Genomic DNA, 14,441 nt, shown 5'->3' on the forward strand with positions numbered 1-14,441 from the left:
CTGACGTATCGACATAGAGTCCTGGAAGCCCAAGGAGGTAAGACGACTTGTGAATGAGTCGACATTTGCTCCCGGGGGTGGTCAGCCAGGACTGGCGGAGCTCGCCACCGGACAGCCGAACGACGAGTACGCGCGGCAGGCGACGGTGGGCACGGCGGAGGTCGGCTCGGTCGCGGTCCGCACCTTCGAGGCCCGCCAGAGCAGCGCCGTGGCGGGCGCGGACTTCGACGCCGAGCTCGGCGCGTACGGCCTGGCCTACGCCGACCTCGCGTACGGCCCCTACGACGACCCGGACGCCGAGTACGAGCCGGACCCGGAGTACGCCGCCACCCTGGCCCCCGACGCCGCCCGGCAGCGCCGCGAGCGGGTCGGCCCCACCGGCCGTCCGCTGCCGTACTTCCCGATCCCCGCGCCGGTGGCCGAGCACGGCCCCGCGCAGATCATCGCCATGTGCAACCAGAAGGGCGGCGTCGGCAAGACCACGTCGACCATCAACCTGGGTGCCGCGCTGGCCGAGTACGGCCGCCGGGTGCTGCTGGTGGACTTCGACCCGCAGGGCGCCCTCTCCGTCGGCCTCGGGGTGAACCCGATGGAGCTCGACGTCACCGTCTACAACCTGCTCATGGAGCGGGGCCTGACGGCCGATGAGGTGTTGCTGAAGACCGCCGTCCCCGGCATGGACCTGCTGCCCTCCAACATCGACCTGTCGGCCGCCGAGGTGCAGCTGGTCAGCGAGGTCGCCCGCGAGTCCGCACTCGCCCGGGCCCTCAAGCCGCTGCTGCCCGACTACGACTACGTCATCATCGACTGCCAGCCCTCGCTCGGCCTGCTCACCGTCAACGCCCTGACGGCGGCTCACAGCGTCATCGTCCCGCTGGAGTGCGAGTTCTTCGCCCTGCGCGGCGTCGCGCTGCTCACCGAGACCATCGAGAAGGTCTGCGAGCGGCTCAACCCCGAGCTCCGCCTGGACGGCATCCTCGCCACCATGTACGACTCCCGCACCGTGCACAGCCGCGAGGTGCTGGCCCGGGTCGTCGAGGCGTTCGGGGACCACGTCTTCCACACCGTCATCGGGCGGACCGTCAGGTTCCCGGAGACCACCGTGGCCGGCGAGCCGATCACCACGTACGCGACCAACTCGGTCGGCGCCGCCGCCTACCGCCAGCTCGCCAGGGAGGTGCTCGACCGGTGCCGCCCCGCCGAGTGAGTCTCCCGGGAGCCGACGAGCTGTTCCGGACCACCGGGGGGATGGCCCTGTCGCCCTCGCTGGGCCGGCCGGCCGAGGCGCCCAGACCGGAGACCGCCCGGCCCGCCGAACAGCCCGCGGCGGACGGCGAAGCGGCCCCCGCCGGCGCCGAGGCCGCCCAGCAGCAGGCGGCCGCCGAGGCCGCGCGCCGGCACGCCGCCGCCGAGGAGCAGGCCGACGCCGCCCGCCGGCCCCGGCCGCGCAACCGCGCCGCGCGCCGCCCCTCCGGCCGGGAACGGCACGACGAGAAGATCACGGTCTACGTCTCCGCCGAGGAGCTGATGGACCTCGAGCACGCCCGGCTCGTCCTGCGCGGCGAACACGGACTCGCGGTCGACCGCGGCCGCGTCGTCCGGGAGGCCATCTCCGTGGTCCTGGCCGACCTCGAGCAGCGCGGCGAGGCGAGCATCCTGGTCCGGCGGCTGCGCGGCCGCTGAGCGGCTCCCAGGGCCCCTGACGGGCCCGCCGGACGCAGTCCGGGCCCGCAGCCCGTCCGCGCCGGCCGACGGCGCCCTGCGGCCGGACACGGGCGTGTCGGGCGCCGGGGGCACCGGACGCGCCGGATCCGGGTGAAGATGGTCCGGTCATGACGAGTGCGCCCGAGCCCCCCGTGCCGGCCGCCGCCCCCGCAGCCCCGGCCCCCGCCGGCGGCCCGGCCGACGCCGGAGTGCCGCCCGACGCCGCAGCCGCTGCGGAGCGCGGCGGTTTCCTGGTGCGGCTGGACAACTTCGAGGGCCCGTTCGACCTGTTGCTCAACCTGATCGCCAAGCACCGCCTGGACGTCACCGAGGTCGCGCTCTCCAAGGTCACCGACGAGTTCGTGGCGCACATCCGGGCGATGGGCCCGGACTGGGACCTCGACGCGGCGACCGAGTTCCTGGTCGTCGCGGCCACCCTGCTCGACCTCAAGGCGGCCCGGCTGCTGCCCGCCGCCGAGGTCGAGGACGAGGAGGACCTCGCCCTCCTGGAGGCCCGTGACCTGCTGTTCGCCAGGCTGCTGCAGTACCGCGCCTACAAGCAGGCGGCCGCCCTGTTCGCCGAGCGCTGGGCCGCCGAGCTGAAGCAGCGCCCCCGCACGGTCGGGCTGGAGCCGCACCACGCCCTGCTGCTGCCCGAGGTGGTCATCACCGTCGGCCCCGAGGGCCTCGCCCGGCTGGCCGCCCGGGCCATGGCGCCCAAGCCGAAGCCGGTGGTCTACGTCGAGCACATCCACACCCCGCCGGTCAGCGTCCGCGAGCAGGCCGGGGTCGTCGTCGACCGGCTCGCCGCGCTCGGCAGCGCCACCTTCGGCAGGCTGGTGGACGACGCCGAGAACACGCTGGTGGTGGTCGCCCGCTTCCTGGCGCTGCTGGAGCTCTACCGGGAGAAGGTGCTCGACTTCGAGCAGCCGGACGCCCTCGGGGAGCTGCTGGTGCACTGGGTCGCCGACTCCGACCTGCGGGTCGAGGTGACCGACGAGTTCGACCGCCCGCCCGGCGAGGACGGCGACGGTCGCGGCAAGGACGGAGAACCGCAGTGAACGGTGAGCAGCCGCGCCCCACCCGGCGCACCCTCGGCCTCCCCGGCCAGGCCCGCCCCGACGAGTGGCTGGAACCGGTGTACGCGCCGGAGCCCGGGCACCCGGCGGAGCAGACGTTCGTACCGGAGCCCGCGCCCGCTGCGGAGCAGGAGCAGGCGTCCGCGGGGCAGGTGATCGTCGCGGACCCGGTGCCGCACATCCCCGCGCCCGCGGCCCCCGGCAGCCCCGACGCCCCCGCGGCGGCCCCCGCCGGGGACACCTCCGAACCGGAGCCGATGCCCGACCCGGCGCCGCTGCCGCTCCCCGAGCCGGAACCGGAGCCCGAGCCCGAGCAGCCGGACGAGCCCGAGGTGCCGCTGCGGGCCGCCCTGGAGGCGATCCTCATGGTGGTGGACGAGCCGGCCACCGAGGCCCACCTCGCCGCCGTCCTGGAGCGCCCCCGCGCGGCCGTCGGCGCCGCCCTGCGCGAGCTCGCCGCCGAGTACACCGACCAGGGCCGCGGCTTCGACCTGCGCCTGGTCGCCGGCGGCTGGCGCTTCTACACCCGCGCCGACTGCGCACCGGCCGTCGACCGCTTCGTCCTGGACGGCCAGCAGGCCCGGCTCACCCAGGCCGCGCTGGAGACGCTCGCGGTGGTCGCCTACCGGCAGCCGGTGTCGCGCAGCAGGGTCTCCGCGGTACGCGGTGTGAACTGTGACGGCGTGATGCGTACCCTGGTACAGCGAGGACTGGTGGAAGAGGCCGGCTCCGAGCCCGAAACAGGTGCGATCCTGTATCGGACGACGAACTACTTCCTGGAACGGACGGGGCTGCGAGGCCTGGACGAGCTGCCGGAGCTCGCCCCCTTCCTGCCCGAGGTCGACGACGTGGAAGCGGAGTCCCTCGAGGGCACGATGATCGCGGAGGCGGTGGTGGCCGCCCGCGGAACCGACGGCGGCAGCGCCTGACGGTCCGCGTCCGATCGGTGAGGGGGCGGTGAGGTCGGCCGGCACGACACGCACTCCCACGACGGACACGACGTACGGACATTTTGATGCGCAGCAGTGGCAACGGCAGGAACAACAGCGGCGGCCAGGGCCGGGGAGGCCAGGGACGAGGCGGACAGGGCGGGGGCCGGAGCGGCGGCGGCTCGCGCGGCGGGTCGTCCTACGGCGGCGGTTCGTCGTACGGCGGCTCCCGCGGCGGTTCGTCGTACGGCTCCTCCGGCGGCCGGGGCGGCTCGTCCTCCCAGGGCGGGCGCCGCGACGACCGCCGCGACGACCGCCGCGACGACCGTCGTGACGACCGCCGGTACCCGGACCGCCCGCTGCGCCCCGAGGAGCGCCGCTACGACCGCCCCGAGTACGGCGGCGGCCCCAACGCCACCCCCGGCCGCGGCAGCTACGCCTCGCGCCGCCCCGGCCCCGCGCCGAAGCCGCGCCGCGAGGGCCAGGGCGCCCCGGGCGACCCGCGCCGCCAGCCGCAGCGCTCCCGCGAGCTGCAGGCCAAGATCGAGGACGCGGTGCTCGCCCGGCACGACAAGCCGGCCGTGAAGACCCCGAAGACCTTCGGCGAGCCCGAGGGCGAGCGCCTGCAGAAGGTGCTGGCGCGGGCCGGCATGGGCAGCCGCCGCGCCTGCGAGGAGCTCATCGAGCAGGGCCGCGTCGAGGTCAACGGCAAGCGCGTCACCGAGCAGGGCAAGCGGGTCGACCCCGCCCACGACGAGATCAAGGTCGACGGCCTGACCGTGGCCACCCAGTCGTACCTGTTCTTCGCGCTGAACAAGCCGGCCGGCGTGGTCTCCACCATGGAGGACCCGGACGGCCGCCAGTGCCTGGGCGACTACGTGACCAACCGGGAGACCAGGCTCTTCCACGTCGGCCGCCTCGACACCGAGACCGAGGGCATCATCCTGCTCACCAACCACGGTGAGCTGGCCCACCGCCTCACCCACCCGAAGTACGGCGTCACCAAGACCTACCTGGCCGCCATCCAGGGCCCGATCCCGCGCGACCTCGGCAAGCAGCTCGCCAAGGGCGTGGAGCTGGAGGACGGCTGGGCCCGCGCCGACTCCTTCAAGGTGGTCTCCAACGTCGGCAAGAACTACCTGGTCGAGGTGACCCTGCACGAGGGCCGCAAGCACATCGTCCGCCGGATGCTCTCCGAGGTCGGCTTCCCGGTGGAGAAGCTGGTGCGCACCCACTTCGGCCCGATCGCGCTCGGCGACCAGAAGTCGGGCTGGCTGCGGCGGCTGACCAACCCGGAGGTCGGACAGCTGATGCGCGAGGTCGGTCTGTAAGCGACCTTCGATTCGAAGGCCTCCCCGCCTTTCGGCGGGGAGGCCTTCCGCCTCTTCGACGGGGTCCGCGTGTGAACCTCGACGCACCGCCTTGTCATGATGTGGATCTGTGGCGCAGGATGGCCACCGGACAGCGGCTCGACGCGTGGCGGAACTGCGCCACGGGGCCACTGGCCGCATGGGGGAAGGAGCGGCGTGCTCGACGCATTCGGAGCGCTCGGCCTCGGACGGCCGGACGGACAGGTGTACGCGGCCCTGGTGGTCTCGCCGCAGTCCACCGCCGAGGAGCTGGCCGGGCAGTGCGACCTGACACTGCAACAGAGCCAGGACGCCCTCGACAGGTTGGCCGAGCAGGGCATGGCCACCCGGGCCCCGGTGGACCGCGAGCGCTACCTCGCGGTCGCCCCCGACGTTGCCATCGGCACCCTGATCGGCCACCGCGAGGCGGAGCTGCGCAGCGCCCGCGCCGAGATGCACCGGCTGATGGACGCCTTCCGCGAGGCCTCCCGCTACACCGACCCGGCGCACTCGGTCGAGGTGCTCACCGGCGGCGAGGCGATCGCCCAGCGGCTGGAGCACCTCGTCGACAGCACCCAGTACCAGGTGCGCGGCTTCGACTGCCCGCCCTACATCCAGGACCCGGTGGCGCAGATGCCCCGGCAGCGCGCCAAGCTCAAGGCCGGCGTGCGCTTCCGCACCGTGTACGACAAGGACGCGGTGGCCTGGCCGGGCCGGCTGGAGAAGGAGATCCTCATCGGCGTCGAGGACGGCGAGGAGGCCCGTGTCCGCCCCGCCCTGCCGATGAAGATGATGATGTCGGACGACAAGATGGCGATCATCCCGATCACCGTCGGCGACAGCGTGCTGGACGCCGCCTACGTCATCCACCCCTCGGCGCTGCTGCAGGCCCTGGACGCGCTGTTCGAGGCCGAGTGGGAGCGGGCCGTGCCGCTGCAGGCGGCGATCGGCGACGGCGAGAACGACCAGGGGCCCGAGGCCGACCACCGCAAGCTGCTCGGCCTGCTGGCCGCCGGCCTCACCGACGAGTCGATCGCCCGCTCGCTCGGCTGGAGCGCCCGCACCACCCAGCGCCGGCTGCAGAGCCTCATGCGCCAGCTCGGCGCCACCACCCGCTTCCAGGCGGGCATGGCGGCCCGCGAGCGCGGCTGGCTCTGACCCGGCGCCGGGCCGGACGCCCGGCCCGGACCGCCGGGCGGCCCCGGGACGGGGCGCTCCCGGCCCTCCGGGCGGCCCGGGATCAGCTCCAGGGGAGCAGCCGGGCCCAGCGGCCGTCCTCGCCGCGTTCGAGCTTCTCCAGGCCGATCACGGCCGTCCGGTTCAGCCGGCCGTAGATGTGCGGGAACAGCACGCCCGGCGTGGCGCCCTCCGGCGGCGGGCCGGAGGGCGCTTCCCACTTCACCATCGGCTCGACCAGCTTCTCCTCGATCAGCAGGGCCATCAGCGGGTCCGGCGTGTCGGCGAAGAACAGGTTCGCGACGGCCAGCACCGTCTGCTCGTCGGCCGAGCAGTGGATGAAGCCGTCGGTGAGCAGCGAGGCGGCCGCGTACGGCCGCCCCGGGTCACGCAGCCAGTCGTCCAGCGGGGCGAGATGGTAGATCATGGGTCATTTCTACCGGAGTTGACGGTCCAAATCCGGCTGGAACATCCGGCTAAAACGGGCTCACAGCCCGGCCACCTTGGAAGCGGCCGACACCTCGTACACCAGGGTGAGGGTGCGCCGGGAGCCCGGAGGCATCGGCACGTCCCACCGGACGATGCCCTCGGCGTCCAGTTCGTCCGGCGGCGGCGAGCACGCCTCCTTGCGCAGCTTCACCTCCACCGAGGACACCTCGGAGACCGGGATGCGCTCGCGCACCGCCACCACCTGCTCGTCGACGTCCTCCGGCCCGGAGAACCGCGACAGGTGCACCCGGACGGTGCGGGTGACCACGGTGCGCTGGGTGATCCCGGCCGAGCCGCGGCTCTCCTTGGTCTCCCGGACCACCCGGTAGGCGTCCGAACTGCCGAACGCCAGCTCCGCCGGCGCCCCCGGCGCGGTGAACCGCAGCTCGCCCCGGCCGGTGAAACCGCTGCCCTGCACCAGCTCCACCGGGCCCGCCAGCAGCGCGTGGCCGGCGTCGTTGCGGAACCGCACCACCCGGGTGACCAGCGGCGACAGCTCCGGCGCCGAGCCGAACTCGCTGCCCGCCGCGGTCTCGAAGGAGGACAGCGGAATGCGGTGCGCCCGCCCGTCGGACGGCACCGAGGCCGGCGACGGCGCCCGCAGCACCCGCACCTCGCCGCCGTCGTCGACGCCCGGCAGGCCGTCGGCGGACGGCCCGGTGCTGCCGATCTCCTCCTCGCGCAGCTCCACCTCGACCGTGCGGCGCTCCTCGGAGGTGCGCTCGCGCAGGCTCAGTGAGTCCTCGGTCAGCCGCGGCGGCTCGGAGGCCAGCGCCGAACGGGCGGTCGAGAAGGTCAGCCGCACCCCCGACCAGTCCTCGCCCGTGCGCTGCCACACCACGGCCCCGGTCTCCAGTAGCAGCCGCTCGCCGGACAGCGTCGCCCGGTACGCCGGACGCCACAGCGCGCACGGCGTCAGATGGCCCACCAGCAGCTGGGCCGGGCCCGCCTCGTCCGCCTCCACCGTCACCTCGACGTGCGCCAGCAGCTCCGGCGGCTCCACCTCGCCGGTGTCCAGCGCCCGCCGTGCGGCGGCCAGCTCCTCGCCCAGCGTCTCCAGCCGGGCCCGGGAGGCGCGCAGCCGTTCCCCGTGCGTCTCGCGCTCGGAGTCGATCCGGTCCAGTTCGCGGGTCCAGCGGGCCGGCTCCAGCTCGCCGCGGCCGGCGCCCTCGCCGACCTCCCGCAGCAGGTCGGCGGCGAGCTGGGAGAGCAACGCCAGCCGGGCCTCCAGCCGCTCCCGGGCGCGGGTCTCGGCCCGCTGCTCCTCCTCCAGGGCGTGCACCCGGCGGCGCAGCTCGGAGTCCCGGTCGGTGGGCGGCAGCGGGGCGCGCGGCGTCCAGGTGCGGACGACCCGGGCGTCCAGCACCCGGGCGTTGCCGCCGGTCGCCTCGGCCCGCAGGGTGCGGTCGACTGCGAGCGCGGAGATCGGGCCGAGGCGCAGCCGCCGGACGCCGGCGGCCAGCTCGACGGTGGCCGTCCGCTCGACGTGGGCGCGGTCCTCCAGGCAGGTCACCGCGGTGACCGGCAGCGGCACCACCGCGGCCGGCGCCTCGGCCGGCTGCGGGGTGGCAGGTGTGGTGTCGGTCATGGTCAGCTCCTCCGGTTGCCGCCGACGATGGCCTTGCCGGCCGGGATGCGGATCTCGAAGCCGCCGTCGAGTTCGGCCGTTCCGCCGGCCGGTAGCTCCACCCGCCAGCACCGGGTGCCGGGCGGATACGTCTCGGAGGGACGGTCGGGGGCCCGCCAGTCGGCGCGCTCCTCGATCCGGACGTCCTGGTCGGCGGAGACCGGCACCCGCTCGCGCACCTCCACGGTGACCGGGTGCGCCAGCCGGTTGGCCAGCTCCACGTGCACCCGGTGGTCCAGCACCGTGGTGTTGTTGAGCATGCCGGCGGTGGACTCGCGCAGCTCGGTGCGGCGGGCCACCCGCACCGCCTCCGCCTGCCCGAGGCCGACCCGGCGGTCGCCGCCCGCGGCCAGCGTCGGCAGGGCGGCGGTCAGCAGGAAGTCGCCGTCCACGGTGACCTCCACCGGACCGGCCAGCAGGGCCGATGCGGTGGCGTTGGTGATCACCAGCGTGCCGTAGACCGCCTCCTCGACCGCGGGCACGCAGACGTACTCGGTCCGCAGCGACACCGGCACCTCCCCGACGGTCACGGTGTGCCAGGTGCCGTCCGAGGGCACGTCGGCCCGCGCCGCGGCGTCGTACCGCTGGTCGAAGGAGCCCGCCGACAGCCGCGGCCGCACCGCGTGCGCCGGCAGCTCCAGCTTGGCCACCGACTCGGCCAGGTTGCGGGACTGCACCGTCGCCGGGTCGTGCACCGCCCCCGGGAACAGCAGGCCGCGGCGGTGCGCCGGGCGGTCCGCGCCGTCCAGCACCAGGCCCGCGTAGTCCAGCTGCGCCTGCGAAGGACCGGCCGGGCCGACCGGCTCCGGCACGGCCTGCGCCTCGTACACCGGGACGTCGGGCGCCGACCGGAGGCCGCCGCCCCCGCGCATCGCCCGGCTGCGCATCGCGGGCGCGGGCGGCGGAACCGCCCCGTACGCCTGCGGGGCGCCGAACGTCTGCATCGGCGGCGGCGCGGGGAATCCGGCCGGGGCGCCGCTCGGCTCGGCCGGGGCGGGCCAGCCGCCCGGCGCGGGCGGCGGCGGAGGGGGCGGCGGGGGTGCCGCCAGCGGCACGGCGATGTCCGCGGCCGCGATGCCGCCGACCACCGTGTCGCTCGGGCTGCCGCCGGGCCGGGCCGCACGGCCGGGGCGCCCGCCGCCGGCACCGGGCCGCGGGCCGGGCTTCGGGCGGACCTGCGGCGGGCGGCCCGCCGCGTCGTACCCGGTGAACAGGTCGCCCAGGCCCGGCGGGGGCTCCCGCCAGCCGGACGGTGCGGGCGCGGGCTGCCGGCGGCCGATCCGCAGCGAGCGCAGCTTCGGCAGGTCGGTGCGGCGCTGCAGGTCCGCGGTGGACAGGCCGATCCGCACCCCCGTCCAGTCCTCGCCGGTGCGCTGGGCGAGCTGGGCGCGCAGCAGCAGTGTCCCGGTGTCCTCGCCCTGACGGTAGGTCAGCCGGTAGGACGGCACCCAGACCGCGCCGGGCACCCCGTACTCGACCTCCAGCTCCACCTCGGCGCCCTCGGCCGCACCCTCCAGGGTGATCACCGCGGTCGTGCCGAGCGTCACCGGGGCGGTCGCCAGCGCGGACGACGCCCGGGCCAACTCGTCCTCGGCGAGGTCGAGTTCGTGCTCGGCGAGGCGGAGCTCCTCGGTCAGTTCGGCGGCCCGCGCGTGCAGGGCCGAGAGCCGCTCGTCGACGAAGTCGGCCAGCTGCAGCCAGGCGTCGGCGGGTGTGCGGCGGTGCGGGGCGTCCGCGGTCAGCGGCGGTGGAACCGGCCGCACCGCGGCGATCTCCGCGATCGCGGCCTCCTGCCGCTGCGAGCGCCGCCGGGCGGCGTCCGCGGCGTCCCCGGCCCGCTCCACCCGGCGGCGCAGCTCCGGCAGGTCCGCGCGGTCGCGCAGCTCCACCTCCGGCTCCAGCCGCGCCGCGGCCACCCGGGCCGTGCCGTTCTGCACGGTGGCGCGCAGCGAGGCCGCGTCCGCCACCCGCGGCAGGCCGGTCAGCCGCACCCTGCCGTCCGCGGGCACCGTGCCGCGGGCCCGTCGGCGGCACAGCGCCCCGCTCGCATAGACCACCACCGAGTCGAGGACCGACTCCCACCGTTGCGCCGTCGTGTCTGCTGCCACCCCGCCCTGCCCTTCGTCCGTCCCCGGGCCGCGCCCCGGCCCCGGTCCGCCCAGTCTGCCCCTGCCGCGGCCGGCCCGCGGGGGATTTCCGCTGCGCGTCCGGTGAGTGGACGGGCTGCGGCTTCGGACGGTTGCACGGCACCGGTAGGCCTGCGGGAGCGGGGGCCGCCGGGCGGGCCCGGGCGCCCGGTCGGTTCGTCCCCGCCCGTGTGGGTGCCCGGCCCGCGCGGCCGGCCCGGGCCCGGCTGCGAGAGGATGGGCGCACCAAGCAGGCCGCCCCGTACCAGGAGAGCAACCCCGCCATGCGCACAGCCGCCGTCATCGGCACCGGACTGATCGGCACCTCCGCCGCCCTCGCGCTCACCGGCCGCGGGGTCGCGGTCCATCTGGAGGACGCGGACCAGGACGCCGCCCGCACGGCGGCCGCACTCGGCGCGGGCACCACCGAACCGCCCGAGGGGCCGGTCGACCTGGCGATCGTCGCCGTGCCGCCGGCCCTGGTCGGCAAGGTCCTCGCGGACTGCCAGCGCCGTGGCCTGGCCCGCTGCTACACCGACGTGGCCAGTGTGAAGGCCGGGCCGCGCGCCGAGGTCGCCGCGCTCGGCTGCGACACCGTCCACTACATCGGCGGCCACCCGATGGCCGGCCGGGAGCGCTCCGGGCCGCTGGCCGCCCGCGCCGACCTCTTCGAGGGCCGGCCGTGGGTGCTCACCCCCACCGAGGACACCGACACCGACACCCTCAACGCCGCCCTCGAACTGGTGGCGCTCTGCGGCGCCATGCCGATCGTCATGGACGCCGCCGCCCACGACCGGGCCGTCGCCCTGGTCTCGCACGCCCCGCAGCTGATCTCCTCGCTCGTCGCGGCCCGGCTGGAGCACGCCGACGAGACCGCCGTCCGGCTGTCCGGCCAGGGCGTCCGCGACGTCACCCGGATCGCCGCCTCCAACCCGGCGCTGTGGGTGGACATCCTCTCCGCCAACGCCGGGGTGGTCGCCGACATCCTGCAGGAGGTCGCCGCCGACCTCGACGAGACCGTCACCGCGCTGCGCGCCCTGCAGGCCGACGACGAGGGCGGCCGCCGGGCGGGTGCCGCCGGCATCGAGGCGGTCATGCGGCGCGGCAACACCGGCCACGCCCGCATCCCCGGCAAGCACGGCGCCCCGCACACCCGGTACGAGACCGTCACCGTGGTCCTCGGCGACCAGCCCGGCGAGCTCGGCCGGCTGTTCGGCGAGGTCGGCGCGCTCGGCGTGAACATCGAGGACGTCACCATCGAGCACTCCGACGGCCAGCAGGTCGGCCACGTCCACCTGGACGTCGCCCCCACCGCCGTCCGCCTGCTCACCAACGGCCTGCGCGACCGCGGCTGGAGCGTCCGCGACTGAACCGCCGGGGCGTGCGGCCGAGGCGGTCGGACACCCCGAGGGGGCCCGTGGCCGGGGTGCACGGGCGGCCGGACGGGGACCCTCCGCCGGTCCATTAACCTTGAGATAGTCATCCCGGCCCGAACGCGCCGGCCGAGAGAGAGGTTCGCCCAGTGGAAACTGCCGACCGAGCGCACGCCCCGGTCGTCGTCGCCATCGACGGACCCTCCGGTTCCGGCAAGTCGACCGTCTCCCGGGCGGTCGCCGCCCGGCTCGGACTGAGCTTCCTGGACACCGGCGCCATGTACCGCGCGATGACCTGGTGGATGCTGTCCAACGACATCGACGTGGACGACGCCGAGGCGGTCGCCATCGCCTGTGGCAAGCCCGTCATCGTCTCCGGCACCGACGCGGCCGGCCCGACCATCACGGTCGACGGCCGCGACGTCTCCGGCCCGATCCGCGGCCCCGAGGTGACCGCCAAGGTCTCCGCGGTCGCCGCCGTCCCGGCCGTCCGGGCCCGCCTGGTGGAGCTGCAGCGCGGCTGCGCCGAGGTCGCGTCCCGCGGCATAGTCGCCGAGGGCCGCGACATGGGCACCGTGGTCTTCCCGGACGCCACGGCGAAGGTCTTCCTGACCGCGTCGGGCGCCGCCCGCGCCGAGCGGCGCGCGGCCGAGCTGCGCGCCAAGGGCGTGGACGAGGCCACCATCGCCGCGATGGCCGCCGACCTGGACCGCCGGGACGCCGCAGACTCCTCCCGGGAGACGGCCCCGCTGACCCAGGCCCCGGACGCCGTCCTGGTGGACACCAGCGAGCTCACCCTCGACCAGGTGATCGACACCGTCGCCGCCCTGGTCGAGGAGCGGGCCCAGCAGCCGTCCGCCGTCTGACCGACCGCACCACCGCCGACCATCCTCGGGCCGTCCGGCCCGTCCTCCGACTACGGGACACGTAGTTTCGCGCTGCCCGGCAGGGCAGGTACGCACGGCACGCCCCTGGGAAGGGCCGTGCCGGGAAACGGAAAAACACACATGAGCAACGACACCGCCGCGCACCACGGTGAGCTCGGCGACGCCGAGTACGCCGAGTTCATGGCGCTCGCCGCCGAGGAGGGCTTCGACGTCGACGAGGTCGACGCCGACCTCGACGCAGCCTCGCACGGCCCGCTGCCGGTGCTGGCCGTCGTCGGCCGCCCGAACGTGGGCAAGTCGACCCTGGTCAACCGCATCATCGGCCGCCGCGAGGCGGTCGTCGAGGACCGCCCCGGCGTCACCCGGGACCGGGTCACCTACGAGGCCGCCTGGAACGGGCGCCGCTTCAAGATCGTCGACACCGGTGGCTGGGAGGTCGACGTCCTCGGCATTGACGCCGCCGTCGCCGCCCAGGCCGAGTACGGCATCGAGGCCGCCGACGCGGTCCTGTTCGTCGTGGACGCCACCGTCGGTGCCACCGACACCGACGAGGCCCTGGTCAAGCTGATCCGCCGGGCCGGCAAGCCGGTCGTGCTGTGCGCCAACAAGGTCGACGGCCCGTCCACCGAGGCCGAGGCCGCCTACCTGTGGTCGCTCGGCCTCGGCGAGCCGTACCCCGTCTCCGCGCTGCACGGCCGCGGCTCCGGCGACCTGCTGGACGCCGTCATGGACGCGCTGCCCGAGGCCCCGCCGCAGCTCTTCGGCAACGGCACCGTCGGCGGCCCCCGCCGGGTCGCGCTGATCGGCCGGCCGAACGTCGGCAAGTCCAGCCTGCTCAACAAGGTCGCCGGCGAGGAGCGGGTGGTCGTCAACGAGCTGGCCGGCACCACCCGCGACCCGGTCGACGAGCTGATCGAACTCGGCGGCAAGACCTGGAAGTTCGTCGACACCGCCGGTATCCGCCGCCGCGTCCACCTGACCGCCGGTGCCGACTTCTACGCCTCGCTGCGCACCTCTGCCGCGCTGGAGAAGGCCGAGGTCGCGGTCGTCCTGATCGACGCCAGCGAGACCCTCGCCGAGCAGGACACCCGGATCATCTCGATGGCCGTCGAGGCCGGCCGGGCCGTCGTCGTCGCCTACAACAAGTGGGACCAGCTCGACGAGGAGCGCCGCTACTACCTGGAGCGCGAGATCGAGAGGGATCTCGTCCAGGTGCAGTGGGCGCCGCGGGTCAACGTCTCGGCGAAGACCGGCCGCCACATGGAGAAGCTCGTCCCGGCGATCGAGACCGCGCTGGAGGGCTGGGAGACCCGCATCCCCACCGCGCGGCTGAACGCCTTCCTCGGCGAGCTCGTCGCAGCCCACCCGCACCCGATCCGCGGCGGCAAGCAGCCGCGCATCCTGTTCGGCACCCAGGCAGGCACCCGCCCGCCGCGGTTCGTGTTGTTCGCCTCCGGCTTCCTCGAGGCGGGCTACCGCCGCTTCATCGAGCGCCGGCTGCGCGAGGAGTTCGGCTTCGTCGGCACCCCGATCTCCATCTCGGTGCGGGTGCGCGAGAAGCGCCGCAAGAAGTAACGAGAAGCAATGAAATGAGCAGTGCGTCCACGGACGCGGACGGGCGGGGGCGGGCCCCCGGGGGGGGGGCCCGCCCCCCGCCCGGCCCCCCCCGCCGTTTTGTTTTTTTGTGTTTTGTGGGGGCGGG

The 14,441-nt window shown here is 75.2% G+C and carries 12 protein-coding genes; 9 read left to right on the plus strand and 3 right to left on the minus strand.

Going from position 1 to position 14,441, the window contains the following annotated elements:
• The first annotated feature begins 49 nt into the window (after nt 1-49).
• From AB0M03_RS33345 to AB0M03_RS33370, 6 genes are all read left to right on the plus strand, one after another.
• On the plus strand, nt 50-1,207 hold the full coding sequence (locus AB0M03_RS33345; protein WP_363498661.1) for a ParA family protein: 1,158 nt from the start codon (nt 50-52) through the stop codon (nt 1,205-1,207).
• Nucleotides 1,208-1,248: 41 nt separating this feature from the next.
• The gene (locus AB0M03_RS33350) at nt 1,249-1,683 is read left to right on the plus strand and encodes a hypothetical protein (RefSeq protein WP_363498664.1); all 435 of its coding nucleotides are present in this window, start codon (nt 1,249-1,251) and stop codon (nt 1,681-1,683) included.
• Nucleotides 1,684-1,832: 149 nt separating this feature from the next.
• Nucleotides 1,833-2,765: a segregation/condensation protein A gene (locus tag AB0M03_RS33355; protein WP_363498667.1), complete on the plus strand. Its 933-nt coding sequence runs from the start codon at nt 1,833-1,835 to the stop codon at nt 2,763-2,765.
• 275 nt (nt 2,766-3,040) lie between these two features.
• On the plus strand, nt 3,041-3,712 hold the full coding sequence (gene scpB / locus AB0M03_RS33360; protein WP_363498705.1) for an SMC-Scp complex subunit ScpB: 672 nt from the start codon (nt 3,041-3,043) through the stop codon (nt 3,710-3,712).
• Between the two features lie 86 nt (nt 3,713-3,798).
• Nucleotides 3,799-5,043 carry a pseudouridine synthase gene (locus AB0M03_RS33365; protein ID WP_363498670.1) on the plus strand — a complete coding sequence of 415 codons (1,245 nt, stop codon included), beginning with the start codon at nt 3,799-3,801 and terminating at the stop codon, nt 5,041-5,043.
• A gap of 195 nt (nt 5,044-5,238) precedes the next feature.
• Nucleotides 5,239-6,219, plus strand: a complete 981-nt coding sequence (locus tag AB0M03_RS33370) for a helix-turn-helix domain-containing protein (protein ID WP_363498673.1) — start codon at nt 5,239-5,241, stop codon at nt 6,217-6,219.
• 82 nt (nt 6,220-6,301) lie between these two features.
• Here AB0M03_RS33370 and AB0M03_RS33375 read toward each other — a convergent pair whose 3' ends face one another.
• The 3 genes from AB0M03_RS33375 to AB0M03_RS33385 are packed head-to-tail and all read right to left on the minus strand — an operon-like array spanning nt 6,302 to nt 10,461.
• Nucleotides 6,302-6,664: a DUF952 domain-containing protein gene (locus AB0M03_RS33375; protein WP_363498676.1), complete on the minus strand. Its 363-nt coding sequence runs from the start codon at nt 6,662-6,664 to the stop codon at nt 6,302-6,304.
• Between the two features lie 60 nt (nt 6,665-6,724).
• The gene (locus AB0M03_RS33380; protein WP_363498679.1) at nt 6,725-8,314 is read right to left on the minus strand and encodes a mucoidy inhibitor MuiA family protein; all 1,590 of its coding nucleotides are present in this window, start codon (nt 8,312-8,314) and stop codon (nt 6,725-6,727) included.
• Between the two features lie 2 nt (nt 8,315-8,316).
• The gene (locus AB0M03_RS33385) at nt 8,317-10,461 is read right to left on the minus strand and encodes a DUF4139 domain-containing protein (protein ID WP_363498682.1); all 2,145 of its coding nucleotides are present in this window, start codon (nt 10,459-10,461) and stop codon (nt 8,317-8,319) included.
• A 302-nt stretch (nt 10,462-10,763) separates the two neighbouring features.
• Between AB0M03_RS33385 and AB0M03_RS33390 the strand changes: the two genes are divergently transcribed.
• From AB0M03_RS33390 to der, 3 genes are all read left to right on the plus strand, one after another.
• Nucleotides 10,764-11,849 (plus strand): prephenate dehydrogenase, encoded by a 1,086-nt coding sequence (locus AB0M03_RS33390; protein WP_363498684.1) that lies wholly within the window; start codon nt 10,764-10,766, stop codon nt 11,847-11,849.
• Between the two features lie 152 nt (nt 11,850-12,001).
• Nucleotides 12,002-12,718, plus strand: coding sequence for a (d)CMP kinase (gene cmk, locus AB0M03_RS33395; protein ID WP_363498687.1), 717 nt, complete (start codon nt 12,002-12,004; stop codon nt 12,716-12,718).
• A 141-nt stretch (nt 12,719-12,859) separates the two neighbouring features.
• Nucleotides 12,860-14,314, plus strand: a complete 1,455-nt coding sequence (gene der, locus AB0M03_RS33400) for a ribosome biogenesis GTPase Der (protein ID WP_363498690.1) — start codon at nt 12,860-12,862, stop codon at nt 14,312-14,314.
• The last annotated feature ends 127 nt before the right edge of the window (nt 14,315-14,441 follow it).

It is taken from the genome of Kitasatospora sp. NPDC051914, assembly GCF_040680995.1.
Classification (GTDB): Bacteria; Actinomycetota; Actinomycetes; order Streptomycetales; family Streptomycetaceae; genus Kitasatospora.

Coding starts and splice junctions, on each gene's coding strand:
- AB0M03_RS33350 (WP_363498664.1), top strand. CDS start 1,249: ATGGCCCTGTCGCCCTCGCTGGGCCGGCCGGCCGAGGCGCCCAGACCG.
- AB0M03_RS33355 (WP_363498667.1), top strand. CDS start 1,833: ATGACGAGTGCGCCCGAGCCCCCCGTGCCGGCCGCCGCCCCCGCAGCC.
- scpB (WP_363498705.1), top strand. CDS start 3,041: ATGCCCGACCCGGCGCCGCTGCCGCTCCCCGAGCCGGAACCGGAGCCC.
- AB0M03_RS33365 (WP_363498670.1), top strand. CDS start 3,799: ATGCGCAGCAGTGGCAACGGCAGGAACAACAGCGGCGGCCAGGGCCGG.
- AB0M03_RS33375 (WP_363498676.1), bottom strand. CDS start 6,664: ATGATCTACCATCTCGCCCCGCTGGACGACTGGCTGCGTGACCCGGGG.
- AB0M03_RS33380 (WP_363498679.1), bottom strand. CDS start 8,314: ATGACCGACACCACACCTGCCACCCCGCAGCCGGCCGAGGCGCCGGCC.
- AB0M03_RS33390 (WP_363498684.1), top strand. CDS start 10,764: ATGCGCACAGCCGCCGTCATCGGCACCGGACTGATCGGCACCTCCGCC.
- der (WP_363498690.1), top strand. CDS start 12,860: ATGAGCAACGACACCGCCGCGCACCACGGTGAGCTCGGCGACGCCGAG.